16 protein-coding genes are annotated in these 19,763 nt (G+C 63.7%); 7 read left to right on the top strand and 9 right to left on the bottom strand.

Annotated features, from left to right (window positions below; translation table 11 throughout):
* The first annotated feature begins 101 nt into the window (after positions 1–101).
* From FKM97_RS12365 to FKM97_RS12355, 3 genes are all read left to right on the top strand, one after another.
* Positions 102–1,088, top strand: a complete 987-nt coding sequence (locus tag FKM97_RS12365) for a TAXI family TRAP transporter solute-binding subunit (protein WP_144292725.1) — start codon at positions 102–104, stop codon at positions 1,086–1,088.
* A 25-nt stretch (positions 1,089–1,113) separates the two neighbouring features.
* The gene (locus tag FKM97_RS12360) at positions 1,114–3,174 is read left to right on the top strand and encodes a TRAP transporter permease (RefSeq protein WP_144292724.1); all 2,061 of its coding nucleotides are present in this window, start codon (positions 1,114–1,116) and stop codon (positions 3,172–3,174) included.
* Positions 3,175–3,273: 99 nt separating this feature from the next.
* Positions 3,274–5,709 carry a GcvT family protein gene (locus FKM97_RS12355; protein WP_144292723.1) on the top strand — a complete coding sequence of 812 codons (2,436 nt, stop codon included), beginning with the start codon at positions 3,274–3,276 and terminating at the stop codon, positions 5,707–5,709.
* A gap of 66 nt (positions 5,710–5,775) precedes the next feature.
* Here FKM97_RS12355 and FKM97_RS12350 read toward each other — a convergent pair whose 3' ends face one another.
* The 4 genes from FKM97_RS12350 to FKM97_RS12335 form a co-directional block, all read right to left on the bottom strand.
* Positions 5,776–6,927 carry a benzoate/H(+) symporter BenE family transporter gene (locus FKM97_RS12350; protein WP_144293040.1) on the bottom strand — a complete coding sequence of 384 codons (1,152 nt, stop codon included), beginning with the start codon at positions 6,925–6,927 and terminating at the stop codon, positions 5,776–5,778.
* A gap of 56 nt (positions 6,928–6,983) precedes the next feature.
* A complete protein-coding gene (gene lhpI / locus FKM97_RS12345) occupies positions 6,984–7,940 on the bottom strand; it encodes a bifunctional Delta(1)-pyrroline-2-carboxylate/Delta(1)-piperideine-2-carboxylate reductase (protein ID WP_144292722.1) in 957 nt (318 codons plus the stop codon).
* A 90-nt stretch (positions 7,941–8,030) separates the two neighbouring features.
* A complete protein-coding gene (locus tag FKM97_RS12340; protein WP_246105057.1) occupies positions 8,031–8,669 on the bottom strand; it encodes a GNAT family N-acetyltransferase in 639 nt (212 codons plus the stop codon).
* A gap of 12 nt (positions 8,670–8,681) precedes the next feature.
* A complete protein-coding gene (locus FKM97_RS12335) occupies positions 8,682–9,317 on the bottom strand; it encodes a hypothetical protein (protein WP_144292721.1) in 636 nt (211 codons plus the stop codon).
* Between the two features lie 178 nt (positions 9,318–9,495).
* On the opposite strand from FKM97_RS12335, the gene FKM97_RS12330 reads away from it, so the two are divergent.
* Positions 9,496–10,548 (top strand): LysR family transcriptional regulator, encoded by a 1,053-nt coding sequence (locus FKM97_RS12330; RefSeq protein ID WP_144292720.1) that lies wholly within the window; start codon positions 9,496–9,498, stop codon positions 10,546–10,548.
* On the opposite strand, the gene FKM97_RS12325 is transcribed toward FKM97_RS12330, so the two are convergent.
* A complete protein-coding gene (locus FKM97_RS12325) occupies positions 10,549–10,737 on the bottom strand; it encodes a DUF6494 family protein (RefSeq protein WP_144292719.1) in 189 nt (62 codons plus the stop codon).
* A 62-nt stretch (positions 10,738–10,799) separates the two neighbouring features.
* On the opposite strand from FKM97_RS12325, the gene moaA reads away from it, so the two are divergent.
* Positions 10,800–11,822 carry a GTP 3',8-cyclase MoaA gene (moaA, locus tag FKM97_RS12320; protein WP_144292718.1) on the top strand — a complete coding sequence of 341 codons (1,023 nt, stop codon included), beginning with the start codon at positions 10,800–10,802 and terminating at the stop codon, positions 11,820–11,822.
* 2 nt (positions 11,823–11,824) lie between these two features.
* Here the strand turns inward: moaA and FKM97_RS12315 are convergent, their stop codons facing one another.
* The 3 genes from FKM97_RS12315 to FKM97_RS12305 form a co-directional block, all read right to left on the bottom strand.
* Positions 11,825–13,129 (bottom strand): ATP-binding protein, encoded by a 1,305-nt coding sequence (locus FKM97_RS12315; RefSeq protein WP_144292717.1) that lies wholly within the window; start codon positions 13,127–13,129, stop codon positions 11,825–11,827.
* A gap of 10 nt (positions 13,130–13,139) precedes the next feature.
* Positions 13,140–14,291 carry a 4-oxalomesaconate tautomerase gene (locus tag FKM97_RS12310; RefSeq protein WP_144292716.1) on the bottom strand — a complete coding sequence of 384 codons (1,152 nt, stop codon included), beginning with the start codon at positions 14,289–14,291 and terminating at the stop codon, positions 13,140–13,142.
* Positions 14,292–14,398: 107 nt separating this feature from the next.
* Positions 14,399–15,787, bottom strand: coding sequence for a M20/M25/M40 family metallo-hydrolase (locus FKM97_RS12305; protein WP_144292715.1), 1,389 nt, complete (start codon positions 15,785–15,787; stop codon positions 14,399–14,401).
* Between the two features lie 112 nt (positions 15,788–15,899).
* Between FKM97_RS12305 and FKM97_RS12300 the strand changes: the two genes are divergently transcribed.
* Positions 15,900–17,447 carry an SLC13 family permease gene (locus FKM97_RS12300; protein ID WP_205014957.1) on the top strand — a complete coding sequence of 516 codons (1,548 nt, stop codon included), beginning with the start codon at positions 15,900–15,902 and terminating at the stop codon, positions 17,445–17,447.
* Positions 17,444–18,517: a universal stress protein gene (locus tag FKM97_RS12295; RefSeq protein ID WP_144292714.1), complete on the top strand. Its 1,074-nt coding sequence runs from the start codon at positions 17,444–17,446 to the stop codon at positions 18,515–18,517. Before FKM97_RS12300 ends, FKM97_RS12295 begins: the two co-directional genes overlap by 4 nt.
* Before the next feature lie 52 nt (positions 18,518–18,569).
* On the opposite strand, the gene apbC is transcribed toward FKM97_RS12295, so the two are convergent.
* On the bottom strand, positions 18,570–19,763 hold the full coding sequence (gene apbC / locus FKM97_RS12290) for an iron-sulfur cluster carrier protein ApbC (protein WP_144292713.1): 1,194 nt from the start codon (positions 19,761–19,763) through the stop codon (positions 18,570–18,572).

Here is a 19,763-nt window from a genome sequence, read left to right as displayed (position 1 = left end):
AACCACTACCATCCGCGGAGCTCAAAACGACAATCCACTGTCGACAATCGGGGGTTTAGCCGCCATTGTTGCGGTTCAATCCAAGAAGAAAAGGGAAGGCTATGAACCTCATCAAAACATCGCGCGCCGTCATCGGCGCGGCCGTTGTGGCCGCTGTCATGGGTGCAAGCTTCGTCGCCGCACAGACGCCGGCGTTCTTCCGCATCGGCACCGGCGGTACGGCCGGGACCTATTATCCCATCGGCGGCCTCATCGCCAATGCCATCTCCGCCACCAGCGGCACCGGCGTGCCGGGTCTCGTCGCCACTGCGGTCGCGTCGAACGGATCGGTCGCCAATATCAACGCGATCCAGGCGGGTTCGGCCGAATCCGGCTTCACTCAGTCGGACGTGGCGACCTGGGCCTATAATGGCACCGGCCTCTATGAGGGCAAGCCGAAGGTCGAGGACCTCCGACTCATCGCCACGCTCTATCCCGAGACCATCCACATCGTCGCGCGCAAAGATGCCGGCATCAAATCCGTCGCCGACCTCAAGGGCAAGCGCGTGTCCATCGACGAGCCGGGCTCCGGCACCATCGTGGACGCCCGGCTGGTGCTGGCCGCCTATGGGATCACCGAAAAGGACATCTCACCCGAATATCTGAAGCCGGGACCCGCCGGCGATCGCCTGCGCGACGGTGCGCTGGATGCCTATTTCTTCGTGGGTGGCTATCCGACCGGCGCGATTTCCGAACTCGCCACGTCGAGCGGCATCACCCTGGTGCCGATCACCGGACCCGAGGTCGACAAGCTCATCGCCGAGAACGGCTTCTTCTCGAAGGATACGGTGCCGGCTGACGTCTATAATGGCGTCGGCGCGACACCGACCATCGCAGTGGCGGCGCAGTGGGTGACGAGCGCGAAGCAGCCGGAGCAGCTGGTCTATGACATCACCAAGGTGCTGTGGAGTGATGCCACGCGCAAATCGCTCGATGCAGGCCATGCCAAGGGCAAGATGATCACGCTGCAGAACGCCACGACAAGCCTGGGTATCCCGCTGCATCCGGGTGCGGAGAAATTCTACAAGGAAGCCGGCGTCCTGAAATAAGGCAAACCTCGATCCTGGCGCTTCCATGACCGACCCGCAGCAGGACCAGGTCCATCTCGATCCCCTCGAGCTCGATGAGGCGAAAGCCCGTGAGCTCGAGGAGAAATTCGATTCCGAGATCCGCTTTCGGCCCCTCTCCCGCTTCCCCGGCCTGCTGGTCGGCGGCCTGCTCGTCATCCTGTCGGTGTTCCATTACTACACGGCAGGCTTCGGCCTGCTGCCGGAGATGCTGCACAGGGGCATCCATCTCTCCTTCGTGCTGGCCCTCGTCTTCCTGGTCTTTCCCTTCTCGAAGCGCGGTTATCACGAGCCGGCGACGTCGCGCTGGTACCGCCCCTTCGGCATCACCGTGCTCGACTGGCTGCTGGCGCTCTGGGCCGTCATGTCGGTCATGCATGTGCCGCTCATCCCGCTGGACGAGCTCGCCTTCCGGGTCGGCAATCCGACCACTGCGGATGTGGTCTTCGGCGGCGCGCTGATCCTGCTCCTGCTGGAGGCCACGCGTCGCTCGGTCGGCTGGCCGCTGCCGATCATCGCCGTGATCTTCATGACCTATGCGATCTTCGGCACACATATGCCGGGCATTCTGCTCCATCCCGGCGCCAGCCTATCGCAGCTGATCGACCATCTTTACCTGACCACCCAAGGCATCTACGGCATCGCGCTCGGCGTGGTGGCCACCTATGTCTTCCACTTCGTGCTGTTCGGCGTGTTTGCCACCCGCATCGGACTGGGACAGCTGTTTCTCGACTGCGCCGCCTGGGTGGCGGGACGCTATGCGGGGGGGCCCGCCAAGATTTCGATCTTCGGCTCCGCCCTGTTCGGCATGATCTCCGGTTCTTCGGTCGCGAATACGGTGACCGTCGGCTCGCTGACCATCCCGGCGATGATCAAACTCGGCTACAAGCGCCCCTTCGCTGCGGCCGTCGAAGCGGCGGCCTCGACCGGGGGGCAGATCACCCCGCCGATCATGGGGGCTGCAGCCTTCCTGATGATCGAATTCCTGGGCCTGCCCTATACCACGATCATCCTGGCGGCCATCGTGCCCGCCTTCATGCATTTCTTCGGCGTGTTGATGCAGGTGCATTTCGAGGCCAAGCGCAACGGTCTCCGCGGGCTCAGGCCGGACGAGATGCCCGACGTCAAGGCCGCGCTCAAGCGCGATTGGCCAACCATCATCCCGCTCGTGGTCCTGGTGGGCATCCTGCTCTCGGGCTATACGCCCTATCTCGCGGCCTTCTGGGGGATCACCCTGTGCATCGCCGTCGGCCTGCTCAATCCGCGCAACCGGCTGTCGATTCCCGAAATCTTCGCGGGCCTGCGCGATGGTGCGAAATATGCCCTCGCCGTCGGGGCCGCGGCCGCCACCGTGGGCATCATCGTCGGTGTCGTGACGTTGACCGGGGTCGGCTTCAAGATCTCCTATATCGTCACCAGCACGGCCGGCGACATGGCGCAGTGGATCGGAACCGCCATGCCGGGCGGATGGCTCAGCATCAGCGCATTGACCTTGCTGTTCACGCTGATCATGACCGGCATCGTCTGCATCCTCATGGGCTGCGGCATTCCGACGACGGCCAATTACATCATCATGGCGACCATCGCCGCGCCGGCCCTCGGCCTGCTGGGCATCGAGCCGATCGTCGCCCATTTCTTCGTGTTCTATTACGGGGTGCTCGCCGACATCACGCCACCCGTGGCGCTCGCGGCCTATGCCGCCGCGGGGATGGCGGGGGCGGATCCGTTTAAGACCGGCAACATCGCCTTCCGGCTCGGCCTGGGCAAGGTGCTGGTGCCCTTCGTCTTCGTCTTCTCGCCGTCCCTGCTGCTGGTGGCAAAGGGCTTTACCTGGCCGGATTTCGTGCTCGCCTTCGCCGGCTGCGCGATCGGCATCACCTGCCTGGGCGCAGCCTTTTCGGGCTTCATGCTGGTCAGGACGAAAGCCTGGGAGCGCGCCCTGCTCGCCATCGCCTCGCTTCTGCTCGTGGCGCCGGAGCTTTATTCCACCCTGGCCGGTGCGGCCCTGATCGCGCCGGTGCTGATGCATCAGATCGCCGGCTTCCGCCGGGCACCCGTTGCCGCCTGACGTGTCCGGTTCAATCACGACCTTTGCCGGTCGTTTTCACTCATGCGCCGAAGACTGCGGGCTGCTACCAATTCCTCCATCCAGGTCGGGAGTTCTCGGATGAAGTCACATGCCCAGGTCGTCGTCATCGGCGGCGGCGTCGTCGGTTGCTCGGTGCTCTATCACCTCACCAAGAAGGGGTGGCGCGACGTCGTCCTGGTGGAGCGCGAGGAGCTGACCTCCGGTTCAACCTGGCATGCGGCTGGCGGTTTCCACACGCTCAATGGCGATCCCAACGTCGCCAAGCTGCAGGCCTATACCGTCAAGCTCTACAAGGAGATCGAGGAGATCTCCGGCCAGTCCTGCGGGCTCCATCTGACCGGTGGCCTGCAGCTCGCGGGTACGCCGGCGCGCATGGAATGGCTCAAGATGGCCCATGCCCGCGGCCGCTATCTGGGCATGGAGACGGAGCTCATCTCGCCGGCGGACGCCAAGCAACTCCTGCCGATGCTGGATGAGCGCTATTATGTCGGCGCCATGTGGGATCCGGTGGAGGGCCATCTCGACCCCTCCGGCACCACCCATGCCTATGCGAAGTCGGCACGGATCGGCGGTGCCGAAATCTATCGCCAGACTCGCGTGACCGAACTCGTGCCCACCCCCGAGGGCCATTGGGACGTGGTCACCACCCAGGGAACGATCCGCGCCGACCATGTGGTGAATGCCGGTGGGCTGTGGGCGCGCGAGGTCGGACGCATGGTGGGAATCGAGCTCCCGGTGCTCGCCATGGAGCATATGTATGTGCTCACCGAGGACATGCCGGAAGTCGCGGAGATCCAGCGGACGACCGGCAAGGAGGTCGTCCATGTCATCGATTTCGAGGCTGAACTCTATACGCGCCAGGAAGGCCAAGGCATCCTGATCGGCACCTATGAAAAGGCCTGCGTGCCGTGGTCGCCGCGCGTGACGCCGTGGGATTTCGGACAAGAACTGCTGAAGCCCGACCTCGATCGGATCGCACCCTCGCTGGAAATGGCCTTCGACCACATGCCGGCGTTGAAGACGGCCGGGATCAAGCGCATCGTGAACGGCCCCTTCACCTTCTCCCCGGACGGCAACCCGCTTGTGGGGCCGGTGCGCGGGTTGAAGAATTTCTGGTGCGCCTGCGCCGTCATGGCCGGCTTCAGCCAGGGCGGCGGCGTCGGCCTCGCCTTGTCGAACTGGATGGTCGATGGGGACCCGGGCTTCGACGTCTGGGGAATGGATGTCTCGCGATTCGGCGACTGGGCGACGCTCGGCTATACCAATGCCAAGGTGCGGGAGAATTATTCCCGCCGCTTCTCGATCCGGTTCCCCAACGAAGAGCTGCCCGCCGCCCGGCCGATCCAGACGACGGCTCTCTACGACCTGTTCAAATCGCAAGGTGCGGTCATGGGCGACAGCTGGGGGCTCGAGACGCCCCTCTGGTTCGCGCCGAAGGGCATGGAGCCACGCGACATCGTCTCCTTCCGCCGCTCCAATGATTTTCCCCATGTCAAGGCTGAGTGTCTCGCGGTGCGCGAGCGGGTCGGCGTCACCGAGATCGCAAACTTCGCCAAATACTCCATCAGCGGGCCGGGCGCCGAGGCCTTCCTGTCGCGGCTGATGACCAACCGCATGCCGCGCACCGGACGTCTGGTGCTCACGCCGATGCTGAACGAGAGCGGTAAGCTGATCGGCGACTTCACCATTGCCAAGGCCGGCGAGGATCGCTTCTTTATGTTCGGCTCCAGCCAGGCGCAGATCTACCACATGTGCTGGTTCGAGCGGCAGCTGCCCGCCGATGGATCAGTCAAGATCCGCGCGCTGGGCATGGAGCTCGTGGGCCTGTCGATCGCCGGTCCCCAAGCGCGCGCCGTGCTGGCCAAGCTCACGCAAGAGGATGTCTCGAATGATGCCTTCAAGTTCATGGATTTCCGTGAAATGGACGTGGGTTCCGTCCCCACGCTCACGAACCGGATCAGCTATACCGGCGATCTCGGCTACGAGATCTGGGTGCGACCCGAATATCAGCGCCGACTCTACGAGACGATCATGACCGCGGGCGCCGAGTTCGGCATCGCCAATTTCGGCATGCGCGCCCTGCTCTCGCTCCGGCTGGAGAAAAATTTCGGCACCTGGTACCGGGAATACCGGCCCATCTACGGGCCCTTCGAGGCGGGGCTGCATCGCTTCGTGGACTTGAAGAAGAACGACTTCATCGGCCGAGACGCCGCCCTGAAGGAGCATGCGGACGGCCCAGCCCTCGCCCGCGTCTGCATGATCGTCGATGCGGACGATGCCGACGTGCTGGGCGACGAGCCCATCTGGCATGACGGCACGGTGGTCGGCTGGGTGACCTCCGGCGGCTATGGCCATTTCGTGGACAAGTCCCTCGCCCAGGGCTACATCCCGGCGGCGCTGGCCAAGGCCGGCGGCAATGGCGGCCTCGAGATCGAGATCATCGGCGACCGCCGGCAGGCCCGGATCCACGACGCACCGCTGTTCGATCCCGAAGCGAAGCGGATGCGGGGGTAAGTCCCTGCCCTGCGCCGCCAGTCCTGATGTCGGGCTTGTCTTGGTTCAGGGGGAGGAAACGCTGTTCTATCGCACGCGCCAGCGGCCCAGCGCATGGATCGCCCCTCCGGCCACCAGCCCCCAGAATGCTCCACTGATGCCGAAGAGGTTCACGCCAGAGGCCGTCACCAGGAAGCAAATCACCGCCGCCTCACGGTCGCGCATGTCCTGCATGGCGCCCATGAGCGCCGAGCCGAACGCGCCAAGAAGGGCCAGACCCGCGACGGCCTCGATGAGAATGGGCGGCGAGGCCGAAATGAAGGCCGTGGCGGCACCCGCCAGCAGACCGAAGACGACATAGGCGAGGCCTGCCACCACGGCGGCCCAATAGCGACGACGGGGATCAGGATGCGCGTCGCTGCCGGCACAGAGTGCGGCGGTGATCGCAGCCAGATTGACGGCATGGCCGCCGAAGGGTGCCGCGATCAGACTGAAAATCCCCGTCGTCGTGAACAGCGGACCCGGAGCCGGATCGTAGCCGTTGACCTTCAGCACGGCGATGCCGGGAATGTTCTGCGAGGCCATGGTGACGATAAAGAGCGGCAAGGCGATGCCGACCACCGCCGACAGGGTCAGTTGCGGCATGACGAACACCGGCTCTGGCCACAATGATCCAAACGTCGTCGTGGACAGATCCGTGGTCCAAGCAATCAGCACGATCGTCACCAGCACTGCGGCGGGGACCGCATAGAGGCGGTTCACCTTGGCGACCACAGCCCAGGTGACGATGATCGCCAAAGCCAAAGCCGGCAGCTGCCTCACCGCCTGAACCGGGGCCAAACAGAGGCTCAGCAGCACCCCTGCCAGCATGGCATTGGCCAAGGGCGCTGGGATGGCGGCGACCGCCCTGCCCAAGGGCTTCCACAGGCCTGCAACGATGATCGCCAGCGCCGTGAGGATGAACGCGCCGACCGCAGCGGCAAAGCCTCCCTCGATGGCGCCGGAGCTGGCCAGCAGGGCTGCGCCCGGCGTCGACCATGCAACCGAAATCGGCTGCTTCAGCCTCAGGCTCAGATAGATCGCGCATAGGCCCATGGAAAGCGACAAGGCCATCAGCCCGGAGGCGGCCTCGGCCTGAGTGGCGCCGACGCCCCTGAGGCCCGCCACGACGACGGCAAAGGAGCTGGCAAAGCCGACGAAAGCTGCCAACAAGCCCGCGGCCAGGGCCGACAGAGACAGACCGGCGACGTCGCTTCCGACGCGCTGGCCGTCGACAGGCGCGTCATTGCTTTCCGTCACGCCGCCCGCTCCAGCTGGTCCAGGATATAGATCGCCGTGAACAGGTCGAGATGGGCGCCCCCGCCATTCTTGAACAGAGTGATCTCCGTCTCCGAGGTCCGGCCGGGTTTGCGGCCCTGGCAGAGATCGAAGAGATCACCGAGAATGTCGGTGCGGGCAATGATGCCGCGGGAGAGCGGGTCGGCGAGGTCGCCGGGCTGGTCCACGCCGAAGGCCCAGCTGTCACAGAATAGGCTTGCACGCCGCACGGCCTCGTCGTCACATTCGCGCATCGCCGGGGTGAAGCTGCCGACGAGGTCGAGATGGCAGCCGGGCTTCAACCAGGCGCCTTCGAGATACGGCGCGGTCGAGGCTGTGGCGCAGGTAATGATGTCGGACTGGCGCGCCGCCGCCTCCAGATCCGCAACCGGCGAAGCGGCAATTCCCTCACTTGCGAGATCGCGGGCCAAAGCTTCGGCCTTCGCCGCCGTCCGGTTCCATACCAGAACGCGATCGAGAGAGGGTTTGACCGCAAGATGGGCTCGAACCAGATAGGGCGCCAGGGCTCCTGCGCCGGTCACCAGCAGCGCTTTCGGTTGGGACCGGGCCAGCAATCTGGCGCCCAAAGCAGAATCCGCCGCCGTCTTGAAGTAGGTGAGCATGGTGCCGTCGATCACGGCCGCAGGCGTCCCCGTCTGCCCGTCGAACAGGAGATAGGATCCCTGGACCGCCGGCAGTCCGTGGGCCCGCGACGGATTTCCAGGCATCACCGTCACCAGCTTTGCCCCATAGGCACGGCCCGGCGCCCAAGCCGGCAGGACGAAGAAGGTGTCCGGGGTCTCGGCACCACGATCATGGTGAAGCTCGGAGCGGTCGACCAGCGGCATCGGCGCCCGATGGGCCGCTGCCAGGGCATCGACAAGGCCAGGAAAGGTCAGGAGCCCGGCAAGCGTCTCCGCCGTGATGATCCGCATATGTGCTCCACCCGCCCTGGACAGTGGGAGTTTAGAACAGGTTGGATGCCGGTTGAAGGGTGCAGTTTAGCCCATCACCAGGGAGCCGCCTCACGCCGCTGTCGAACTCGGCGTGCTGCGGGTCGAGGATTGGTCGAGAACGCCCGGCGTGTCCCATTGACCCTCGGGCCTGATCAACACGTAGGGATCGGTCTTCAGCGAGATCGCGTCAGGATGCGGCTCAACCTCGATCAGGATCTCCGTATAGCGGTAGTCGGAGAAGATCAGCTCACGCCGCGGCTCCACCGGCTTGCCGCCGAAGCGCGACCAGAAACTCACCAGCGGATCCTGGGCGTGGCCGTAAATCTTCGTGTAGCCTTTCATCCGGCACAGCTCGATGGCCGCCTTGGCCATGGTGATGGCGACGCGCGACTTGCGATAGGCCTGGCGCACCGCGAACCGCTCAAGCTTGGCAAAATCGGCGAAGTAGCGGACCCGCATGCAGGCCACAGGCTCATCACCGATATAGCCGATCAGATGCGAGGCCGAGAAATCATTGCCGTCGAATTCCTCATCATACGGGCATTCCTGCTCGCTGAGATAGACGGCCGAGCGAATCGCGAAGACCTTCATCAGATCCTCGATACAATCGGCGACCTTGATCCCTACCTCCTTGCCATTCTTAAAAGGTGACCTCTGGCCCCCTTTTCGGTAGGTATTGTAGGAGTAGCCGCCTCCCAGCATACTCATGCTACGCTCCATCTAAGCCCCCAGTCCACGGACCGATCTCTGGTCCAAGCCTGCATCGTCACGGCGTTTGCGGTTCACTACTCTCTTGTAGCGATAAAGCGGCTTGTCACCGGGGTCGACTCCGTTGAAACACCTTTCGAAGTGCAGGGCCTGCATCAGATGGAGGCCGGAGACCGATGCCGGTCTCGCATAAACGTCTGCACGACGATAAGGTTCGGTCTTCAGAACCTCCATCACGCTGATCAAACCTGCAGCCGCCTTCCCGACCGCGACAACACCCCAAACATAAATGCCGGCGGGTTCATGTCCCGGCAAGACCAGCAATGAAAGATCCGGCTCCGCCGCATCCAATTTCCCTGCTTCTAGAGCCCTAACACCTTTACGATTCAGTAACAATAAAGCCACGTAGCCCAAAGGTCGAAAATCATCCTCATCTTCGCAGCATCGCCCGATCGAATAGGCGGAGGCCGGATTATGGTTCACAACCCTTCTGACAACATCGAAGCTCGCGATTTCATCGCCGAAATGGCGCACCGCCAGATTATAGAGTAGATCGAACTCCTCATTTCGCACCAAGCGGATCCCGATCCCTCTCGGAAACGCATTCAATGCCAAATAATCAAGTTCACGTGGGCTCTTAGCACTCATATTACGCCACCCCAAGAGCTGCTCACAACCCCCAAACTCTGCCTCAAAGACCACCTGTTGGCCGATTTTTGGCTGCTCGGACCGTTCGGTTTTGTTGATGCGTTCGGGTTAGTTAAGTCCTAGACTGAGCATTAACTTGGGAAGTCCTTGAAAATTAGCCTTACTTCGGAGAGGCAAGTTGATTAAAAATGCGGAGCAGTCCGCTGCAGAAACAGACCACCTGAATGATCCTGCCGTCCAACCCGACTGGGATGACCTTCGGTTATTCATTGCAGCAGCCGAGACCGGTTCGCTACGACAGGCGGCAGACCGCCTGAAAATCAGCTCCTCTACAATCGTCCGTCGCATCGACAAACTCGAATCCACTCTGCAGGTTCGCCTGTTCGACCGCCTTCCCGATGGCGTCGAGCTCACCACATCGGGCGCTGCTATCCTGGCGCACGCAAAACGGATGGAGCTCACAAGCTTCGAACTGCTTCGCGCCGTGCAGGGCCGCGACACCAAACCGTCAGGGCTCGTGCGCGTCTCCATCACCGAGGGGCTCGGCACCTATTGGCTGGCTCCGCGCCTCGTCGAATTGCAGCGGACGAACCCGAAACTTATCATCGAACTAAAATGCGCGATGGAAAGCGCCGACGTTTTACGGATGGAAGCCGACGTCGCCATCCAGTTTACGCGGCCGACGAATCCCGATTTGAAGATCACCAAGCTCGGGCGTCTGCATATCTTTCCCTTCGCCTCCAGCGCCTATGTCGCCAGCTACGGCATGCCGCGGTCGCGAGAGGACATTATCAATCACCGGCTCGTGGACCAGAGCGCGCCGCAACTCGAAGAAGGCGTTGCAGCCCGTTTCCTCGGGATCAGCAACCCAGAAGGCATCGTCGCCATTCGCACCAATGCCAGCACGGCGCATTACCATGCGGTCGAAAAAGGGGCCGGCATCGGCGGGTTGGCAACCTATGCCGCTGTCCTGTCGGACGACCTGCAACCCATCGATGTGGGCTTCTATCATTCCGTCGATATCTGGATGACCTATCATCCCGATGTGCGAAGCTCCACTCGGGTCTCCATCATCATCGACTGGATCAAGGAAGCCTTTTCGCCGCAGCGCTTTCCGTGGTTTCGCGACGAGTTCATCCACCCGAACGAATTGCGGACCCTCAATTCCGACGCCTGGAAGATCAACCTCGTCCATCACACGCCGACCATCTTCGAGACCGAGGGCGTCTGATCAGTCGAGGTCGAGTTCGCCATCGACCACGTGATGGAGACCCAATTCGTCGCAGGTGACGACGGCCCGGATCGCCACCCGACCCTTCGCGGAACTGCCGCGCGCGGCAGTCTCCACCTGTCTTTGGGAGGTGATGCCGACCTCCTTGAGAAACTGACGGATCGAGATGTTCAGGCGATCTTCATCCATGAGGCTTTCCTCTCTCTCATCGCAACTAGCAAAATCACCGACTTAGCCATTATATAGGACGCATGTCTTTCCATCACGCAGAGCCACACGTTCCGATGATCGATCCGTTTGGACGGCACGTGACTTACCTCAGGGTATCGGTCACCGACCGATGCGACTTCCGCTGCGTCTATTGCATGGCGGAAAACATGACGTTCCTGCCGAAACGCGAGATCCTGACCCTTGAGGAACTGGACCGCGTCTGCTCCGCCTTCGTGGACAAGGGCGTGCGAAAGCTGCGCATCACCGGGGGAGAGCCCCTGGTGCGCAAGGACATCATGACCCTGTTCCGCGGCCTGTCGCGCCATCTCGACACCGGGCATCTCGAAGAATTGACCCTCACCACCAATGGCAGCCAGCTCGCCCGCTACGCCGACGAACTCCATGCCTGCGGCGTGCGGCGCATCAACGTCTCGATCGACACAATCGATCCCGATCGCTTCCACGCCATCACCCGATGGGGGGATCTCACAAAGGTTCTGGACGGCGTCGATGCCGCGCGCCGGGCTGGGATCCATGTGAAAATCAACATGGTGGCGCTGAAGGGCGTCAACGAAGACGAGATCGCGGAGATGATGGTCTGGGCCCACGGGCTCGGCATGGATCTCACTCTGATCGAGACCATGCCGCTCGGCGACATCGACGGCGATCGAACGGAGCAGTATCTGCCCCTGTCCCTGGTTCGCGCCCGGTTGCGGGAGCGCTTCACGCTCGATGAGATCGACTACAGGACGGGCGGCCCCTCCCGCTATGTCTCGGTGCGGGAGACCGGCGGACGGCTGGGCTTCATCACCCCGATGACCCATAATTTCTGCGAAAGCTGCAACAGGGTGCGGCTGACCTGCACGGGCACGCTCTATATGTGCCTGGGCCAGGAGGATGCCGCCGATCTGCGCGCCCCCATGCGGTCCTCGGAAGCCAATGATGCGCTTTACACTGCGATCGACGAGGCCATCGGCCGCAAGCCCAAGGGCCACGACTTCATCATCGACCGCCGCCGCAACAAGCCCTCGCTCGGCCGGCATATGTCGGTGACGGGCGGCTGAGCTCAGCTGCGCTGAGGCTTCATCCAGCGCATGAACCGGCCGCCATAGGTCATGAGCGTCGGCTTCGGATCGCGCCATGACCAGGTGACGTGCATGTCGGCCGTGAGGGCCGCCTTCAACGCCTTCAGGGCCCAGCTCAGGGCTGCACCGGGTGCGATGTTCCGGTGGAGGATCTCGTGCACGAGACCGGCGAAATCGCCATAGGTCCATACGAAGTGCACCCGCCGTCTTGCCCCCTTGGGCACTCCCCTGGGGGCTACGGGATCGGAGCCAGCCAGCATCAGGCCCAGGCGCGTGAGCGGCATGCCCGCCGCCTCGATGAAGGAGTAATTGGCGCCGAAGCGCGGATTGATCTCCAGGAAACAGCGGGTCCGGTTGCCTTCATCCAGCAGGAACTGGGCGCAGCCGACGCCGGTATAGCCCAGAGCCTGGGACAGGCGGTGCACGTCTTCGGACAGCTCGGTCACGGTCGGGATCGTCTCGCCCTCCACGGTCAGACCACTGCCATCGGCACGATCGGTGCGGAAAATCCGCGCATGCTGCTCATCGAGCACCCGGCCTTCCAGAGAGGCGAAATAGACGTTGTAGCGCTTGCCGGTGAAATAGCGCTGCAGCAGCATCGGACCAATCGTGTCGAAGATCCCTGCAGGCTGCGTCCGCAGATCCTCAAGCCGGTCCAGGGTGATCGCCTTCAGCTTGCCGATGCGACTGCCCGGCGTCAGCGGCCGGATCACCAGGGGAAAGCCCACTTCGATGGCGACAGCTTCGAGCTCGGAGACATCTCGTGCCACCGCATAAGAGGGACAGTCGAGACCCGCGCGCTGGGCAATGTCGAGCATGCCGGTCTTGTCATGGCATTGACGCACGACCGGAGCCGGCGGCATGGCGAGCCTGATCCCGCGCGTTGTGACTTCGGACCAGCAGCTCACCAGCAGATCGAGGGCGGCCTCGCTGACCGGCATGATCGCCACCAGATCTGAATGGCTGTCGATGAAACCAAGCAGGCTCGCGATCACCTCGCGATCGCCTGGCACCAAGGCAGGACACTCCCAGACCTCGCTGACGTGACGGGAGAATTCCGCGAAAGGCTGAGCCGGATTGCCCGTCACCGCCACACGATAGCCCAGAGCCGAAAGCGCCCGCGATGCCGTCAGCGCGGGCCGGTAATTGCCGAGGATCAGGATGGTGCCGCCCTCGCCTTCCCGCCAGCGGGGTGTGGCGTTGCTGATCTCGATCGGGAGCGCGTCGCGGGATGTGCGAAGCGCGTCGACGGGGGCCGCAGGTTGCAGGGTCAGGGTGTGTTGCACAGCAGATCTCCTAGGCCGCGCGGTCTGCGGTCACAAAACCGGCACCGGCTGCCGCTGCCTCGAGGATCCTCCGGGGAATGTAGACATATCCGTCGAATAACCGCCGCGCCGTCCGCACCAGGGAGGCGCGCGAAATGGGCGAATGATTGCTGCCGGGGCTGCTGAGCTCGATCTCAATCTCGAGCATGCCCGCGGGATGTTCGATCCTGACCTCGCCGGACTGCGGCGCCGCAAGGCCTGCCAGCTCGGCTGCCACGGTGCCCTCCAGGCATGTTGCGACCGCCAAGCAGAGGCCTCCGGTCACCGGATAGCTCTCATGGGCGGTGCGCGGTGTGAAGTAGCGCGAGGCGATGGTCCCTCCGCGCCCGGCCGCTGATACCAGGGCGATCTTCGGCAGCACCGACTGGGACACGTCGCCCAGCCCCATGCGGCGCCCCGCCTCCCGGCGCAACGCCTCCAGGCGTTGAAACAAGGCAAGATCGGCGTTCAGAGCTGCCGTCGTCTCGCGTCCGGTGAGACCGAGATCGGCCGCACGCACAAACATGACGGGGACCGAGTAATCCACCAAGGAGACCTCGATGCCGTCGATCTCGTCACGGGTCGAACCGCTGGGCAGCAACGCTCCGGTCACCGCTCCCTCAGAGGCGCAGAAGCTCATGCGCACCGGGGCACCGGCGCCTGCCACCCCATCGATGTGATGGTCACCGGAATAGGAGGCCACGCCGCCCGGCGTCTCCACCGTCTCTTCGATGACCGTGTTCGTGTTGACGTTGAAGATGCGCAGGACCGTCACCGGCGACGTGGCGGCGACAAGGCCGGTCTCCAAGGCAAAGGGGCCCACAGCCGACAGCATATTGCCGCAATTGGGTGCCGTATCCACATGGGCCCGATCAACGCTCACCTGAGCAAAGAGGTAATCGAGATCCGCATCCGGCCTGGACGAGGGCGAGACGATCGCCACCTTGCTGGTGAGGGGGTTGCCGCCGCCGATGCCATCGACCTGCAGCGGATTGCCGGCTCCCATGGCCGCGATCAGCACGGCATCGCGCATCGCCGGATCGGTGGGAAGATCCTGGGCCTGAAAGAACGCACCGCGGGATGTCCCGCCCCGCATCATGACGCAGGGGATGCGAACCTGATCAACCGACAGCTTGATGGACATTGGGCGTGCTCCGACATGGTCTCGCCTGGCTGACGGGGCGTGCCACTTTGAGGCTGTCCCGTCGGCCACCGGATCATGCGGTGCGAAAGCTGTGCCAGGGCCGTCCGTCAGGCCCTCAGCGCGCCGAGAATACGCGCCCAGCTGCGCATCCCGTGATGAAAGCTGGACAGGTCATATTTCTCGTTTGGACTATGAATCCGATCGCTGGACTGCCCGAAGCCGATCAGCAGGCTGTCCATGCCCAGCATCTGGCGGAAAGCTCCGACGATGGGGATGGAGCCGCCACATCCCATCATCACCGGCGCACGGCCGAATTCCTGTTTCAGGGCGGCTGCCGCCTTGGTCAGATAGGGATTGTCCGTCGAGATCTCGATGGCCCTGCTGGCTCCGTAGCCGATGAACTCCGCCGTGCAGTCGGCGGGGAGCTGCGCGCGCACGAAATCGCGGAAGGCGTCGCGGATCTTCAACGGGTCCTGCTTGCTGACTAGCCGGAACGAAACCTTGGCGGAAGCCTTCGAGGGGATCACCGTCTTCGATCCCGCGGCGGTGTAGCCACCCCAGATCCCGTTCACGTCGCAGGTCGGCCGGGACCAGAGTTGTTCCAAAACGTTACGCCCACTTTCACCAGCGGGAATTTTCAGGCCGACTTCGCCAAGGAAGTCCTCGGCCGAGAAGGACAGGGCGCTCCATTGCTCCGCAATCGCGGCCGGAAGCTCGTCCACGCCCTCATAGAAGCCTGGGACGGTCACTCGCCCGTCATCATCGTGGAGGGACGCCAGAATTTTCGTCAACACGCGGATCGGATTGCGAGCCGCGCCGCCATAAAGACCGGAATGAAGGTCGATGCTGGGGCCGGTGATCGTTACCTCATCCATCATCAGGCCGCGCAGCCTTGTCGAGATCGCCGGCGTCTCCGAATCCCACATATTGGTGTCGCAGACGAGGGCGACGTCGGCCTTCAATTCATCGCCATTGGCCTGGAGGAACGGCAGCAGGCTCGGGCTTCCGGTCTCCTCCTCGCCTTCGAGCAGGATGGTCACATTCACCGGCAGTCGGCCGTGCACGGCAATCCATGCCCGCACCGCCTCGATGAAGGTCATCAACTGGCCCTTGTCATCGGCGGCACCGCGGCCAACGATCTGCTCGCTCCCATCGGCGCGCTTGACACGTTGCGGCTCAAAGGGGCCGGAGCTCCACTTCTCGAGAGGATCGGGAGGCTGGACATCGTAGTGACCGTAAAACAGGACTCGCGGCGTGTTGGCGCCCCCGGCGTCGTTGTAATGGCCAACCACCATCGGGCGGCCCGCCGTCGGCCGGACGCTCGCGTCGAAGCCCAGTCCTTGAAGATCCGCCACGAGCCATTCGGCCGCCTTCTGACACTCGGCCGCATAGGCCGGGTCGGTGGAGACACTCGGAATCCGCAGCAGGCCAAATAAACGCTCGAGGCTGCCGTCAAGGGAATGATCGATATGGGAAAGCACTGAGGTTTCTGGCATTTTTCCTCTAGGGGCGGTCGCGATCACGCCAAGGAGAGACGCACGCGGTAATCATGTGTTTGCAGGTCGGCGATAGTGTCAGCTGTGCTCCAGGTGAGCAAGAGGGAAGCCGGTGAGAACTCTGACCCTAGCGCGGGACAGCCTGCAAGCGCACGAACCATCCGCGGGATGGTCGTCCTGGCTTGTCCGCCAAGGGTACCAGCACCTCCTGGTCCTGCGCTCGCAGATCAACCTGTATTATTTCTGGGAGAAGCGCTGGTTCTTCGTGGCCATGGCCATGGGCGCCCTCATGCTCTCCTTCGATCCGCCTCGGGGCCTGAGCCAGGACGGCTGGATCATGCTCACCATGTCGGCCTCGGCGACGCTGCTGTTCATGACGCAGCCGGTGCCGCTGCCCACGGTCGCCCTCATGATCATCGTCGGCCAGGTGCTGCTGGTGGGCGTGGATTCCGACATCGTCGCCAAAAACCTGATGACGGATTCCGTCCTTTTCATCATGGGCTCGCTGATGCTGGCGGTCGCCGTGGTGAAGCAGAAGCTCGACAAGCGCATCGCCTGGGCGATCGTGCGCATGACGGGGACGCGCACGGTCAATGTCTGCTTCGGGATCTCGGCCGTCTGCGGCCTGCTCGCCTCCTTCATCGGCGAGCATACTGTCGCGGCCATGATGCTGCCGGTGGGGCTGACGCTGATTTCGCTCACCTCGCAGAACCCGCAGCGCATCCGCCGCCTCTCGGCTTTCATCCTGTTCTCGATCGTGTTCGGCTGCACCACGGCCGGCATCGGCACGCCGTCGGGAGGCGCCCGCAATGCGATCATGATCGGGTACTGGCAGCAGTTCTTCTACAATCCGGCTGATCCGGCGACCTATCGCTATCTCGTCGATTACATGACCTGGATGCTCTACGGCTATCCGCTGTTCCTCGCCCAATTGGTGTTCGTCACCCCCATCCTCTACTTCACCTTCCGGCCCGAGCGTACCGACCTCGCCCGCGCCATCGCCAAGCTGCGACTGCAGATCGAGCTCGATGGACCGATGACCCCGGCGGCATGGCTCTCCATCCTGCTGTTTGTGATGATCATGATCGGCTGGATCTTCACCTCACAACTGGTGGGGATGGGAACGGTCGCGCTGCTGGGCACCTGCGCCTTCCTGGTGACGGGCCTGGTGAAGTGGGAAGACATCAATTCCGGCGTCAATTGGGGGGTCGTCCTGCTCTATGCGGCGGCCATATCCCTGGGCGTCGAAATGCAGGCGACAGGCGCTGCGGCATGGCTCGCGGCCAGCGTGCTCGGCATGTTCGAGCCCGTCGGGATGGGAAGCGGCATGGGCCTCCTGGTCGGCGTCGCGTTCCTCACAGCGGGTGTGGCCAACACCATGGCTCCGGGGGCGGCGGTTGCGGTGCTTGGCCCCATCGTGCTGAAACTCGGCAGCACCGCCGGTGCCGATCCGCTCCATGTCGGCTTCATCACCGCCTTTGCTTCAGCCTTCGCCTATCTGGCTGTTGCGAGTTCCCCCGCCTCCACCATAGTCTTCTCCTCGGGATATCTCAGGATCTCGGATTTCCTGAAAGTGGGCTGGCGGATGGCGCTCGTATCGATGATTTTGCTGCTGCTGCAGGCCTATTTCCTCTGGCCTTATCTCGACCGCCTGCGATGAGCTTCCTCGCGCGCGTCAGACAGAGGCTCTTCCGCAAGGATCCCGCGGCCGATCGGCGGTCAAAGGCAAGGCGCCCGCCAAGTCATCACGAGAAAGCCGTCCAGCGCGAAATCGATGAAGTGCGCCGGCAACGGCGCCAGCGCTTTCGCATCCTCGCCTGCATCGACGGATCGGACGAATCGCTCGAGACCGTCCGGCTGGCGGCGCGGCTGGGAAAGCCGGATGAATGCGACATCATCCTGCTCTATGTGCGGCCCCTTGAGCATGGACTGGCCTCAGGGGGACTCCAGGTCCGCGTGGCCCGCCAGAACATGCTCGAATGGGGCATCGAGCAGCCCGGCATCCGCGATCTGCGGCAGGGGCTCGAGATCCTCAAGGCGGAAGGCATCGCTTACGAGGACTGGAAGTTCACCATCGCGCATACCGATGTCTGGGGAGATCCGCTCGGCGACAACAAAGTCGAATATCGCAACGAGACGACCGGCAAGAGCATCGTGCTGAAGCTGAAGACGGCGCCGGATGCCGCCAGCGGCATTCTCGACCAATATGAACTCGGACCCTATAATCTCATGATCCTCGGAGAGCCGTCGCGGTGGCGCAACGAGTTCTCCTCCTTCTTCTTCACCACGGGCGTGGTCCAGAAGGTCGCCATGCTCGCCCCCTGCTCCGTCCTCGTGACGCGCAAAGCAGGCCAATCGAAATCCGGCTTCTTCATCTGCACCGACGGGACGGCCCGGTCCACGGAGGCGGTGAAGCGCGCCGCGGTGCTGGCTCATTCGAGCGGAGCGCCGATCACCATCTTCGCCGTCGCGCCGTCACTGAAGAGCCGAGCGGCGGCCCGGGAGGCGGTGGACAATGCCCGCGCCATCCTCAAGGGCATGCAGATCAAGGTCGCCCGCACCAAGATCGCCGTGGGCGAACCCGGCGAGCAGATCATGCGTCACGGCGCAGGCCACCAGATCATCGTCGTCTCCGACGAAGGCCGCACACGCTGGCAGCGCATCTTCAAAGGCTCCACCGCCTATGAAGTCGTCCGTGGCGCCAAGACGTCCGTGCTCGACGTGCGGTGATCATCCTCCCTGCGGGCCCTGTATTCCGGCCCGAGGACCAAGACCTCAGGCGTCACTCCAGAACGATGCGCGGCGGCGGCCGCTGGGCGCTGGCGCCAGAGCCGGCGATCTGCCGCCAGACCTTGTCGGCCATCTCCAGGAAGATGCGCGTGTGAATGCTGCCGGGATCCGTGGCCAAGATCGGGGTGCCCGCATCCGAGCGCTCACGCATGGCGATGTCGAGGGGCACCTCACCGAGAAAGGGCAGGTCCAGCCTCTCCGCCTCATGACGCGCCCCGCCATGGCCGAAGATTTCCGAGCGTTCGCCGCAGGAGGGACAGATGAAATAGCTCATGTTCTCGATGATGCCGAGCACCGGCACGTCCACCTTGCGGAACATGGACAGACCCTTGCGGGCATCGATCAGCGCCAGATCCTGGGGCGTGGAGACGATCACGGCACCGGACAAGGGCACCTGCTGGGCCATGGTCAGCTGGGCATCGCCGGTGCCGGGTGGCATGTCCACCACGAGGACGTCGAGCTCACCCCAGACGACCTCGCGCAGAAGCTGCGTCAGTGCCGACATGACCATGGGCCCGCGCCAGATCATGGCGGTCTCCTCATCCACCAGGAACCCCATGGACATGACCTTCAAGCCATAGGCCTCCAGCGGAATCAGATTGCGGCCGCCGGCCGTCTGCGGCTTGCCCTTGAGCCCCAGCAGCCTGGGCATGGAAGGGCCGTAGACATCGGCGTCCAAGACGCCGACCTTCAGCCCCTGGGCCTGGAGCGCCAGGGCAAGGTTCACCGCCGTCGTGGATTTGCCGACACCGCCCTTGCCCGAGGCCACCGCGATGATGTGCCTGATGCCAGGAACCGGTCCGCCCTGTCGCAAGGCGGGCGCCGGGCGCGGTGCCGCGGGAGGCGAGGCTTGCCCCGGTGGTGAAATGGTCCTCGCCCTGGTGCCGCTCTGGGCGGAGGCAGTCGCGGCGGTGGGGGCCCGGGGCCCGGCGGCCACCGTGTCGGCGGTCAGCGCCACGATCACGCGTTTGACGCCATCCAGCTGGCCGACGGCGCGTTCGGCCGCCTGACGCAGCCCTTCGAGCTCCTCGGCGCGCGCCGGATCGATCATCACCGCGAAGGTCACGGTCCCCTCTCGGATCATGATCTCCGAGACGAGGCCCATGGCCACGATATTGCCTTCGAGATCCGGACCGCGGACCTTTGCCAGCTGCGAGAGCACATCTTCCTTGGTAACGTCAGTCAT

The organism is Rhodoligotrophos appendicifer, from assembly GCF_007474605.1.
GTDB lineage: Bacteria > Pseudomonadota > Alphaproteobacteria > Rhizobiales > Im1 > Rhodoligotrophos > Rhodoligotrophos appendicifer.
Note: the sequence above shows the minus strand (reverse complement) of the source record. Positions and strands in the feature narration are given on the sequence as shown.

Bases quoted from the DNA above. Each gene is read 5' to 3' on its own strand.
- FKM97_RS12365 (WP_144292725.1), top strand. From the start codon at position 102: ATGAACCTCATCAAAACATCGCGCGCCGTCATCGGCGCGGCCGTTGTG.
- FKM97_RS12360 (WP_144292724.1), top strand. From the start codon at position 1,114: ATGACCGACCCGCAGCAGGACCAGGTCCATCTCGATCCCCTCGAGCTC.
- FKM97_RS12355 (WP_144292723.1), top strand. From the start codon at position 3,274: ATGAAGTCACATGCCCAGGTCGTCGTCATCGGCGGCGGCGTCGTCGGT.
- lhpI (WP_144292722.1), bottom strand. From the start codon at position 7,940: ATGCGGATCATCACGGCGGAGACGCTTGCCGGGCTCCTGACCTTTCCT.
- FKM97_RS12340 (WP_246105057.1), bottom strand. From the start codon at position 8,669: ATGAGTATGCTGGGAGGCGGCTACTCCTACAATACCTACCGAAAAGGG.
- FKM97_RS12335 (WP_144292721.1), bottom strand. From the start codon at position 9,317: ATGAGTGCTAAGAGCCCACGTGAACTTGATTATTTGGCATTGAATGCG.
- FKM97_RS12325 (WP_144292719.1), bottom strand. From the start codon at position 10,737: ATGGATGAAGATCGCCTGAACATCTCGATCCGTCAGTTTCTCAAGGAG.
- moaA (WP_144292718.1), top strand. From the start codon at position 10,800: ATGTCTTTCCATCACGCAGAGCCACACGTTCCGATGATCGATCCGTTT.
- FKM97_RS12310 (WP_144292716.1), bottom strand. From the start codon at position 14,291: ATGTCCATCAAGCTGTCGGTTGATCAGGTTCGCATCCCCTGCGTCATG.
- FKM97_RS12305 (WP_144292715.1), bottom strand. From the start codon at position 15,787: ATGCCAGAAACCTCAGTGCTTTCCCATATCGATCATTCCCTTGACGGC.
- FKM97_RS12295 (WP_144292714.1), top strand. From the start codon at position 17,444: ATGAGCTTCCTCGCGCGCGTCAGACAGAGGCTCTTCCGCAAGGATCCC.
- apbC (WP_144292713.1), bottom strand. From the start codon at position 19,763: ATGACTGACGTTACCAAGGAAGATGTGCTCTCGCAGCTGGCAAAGGTC.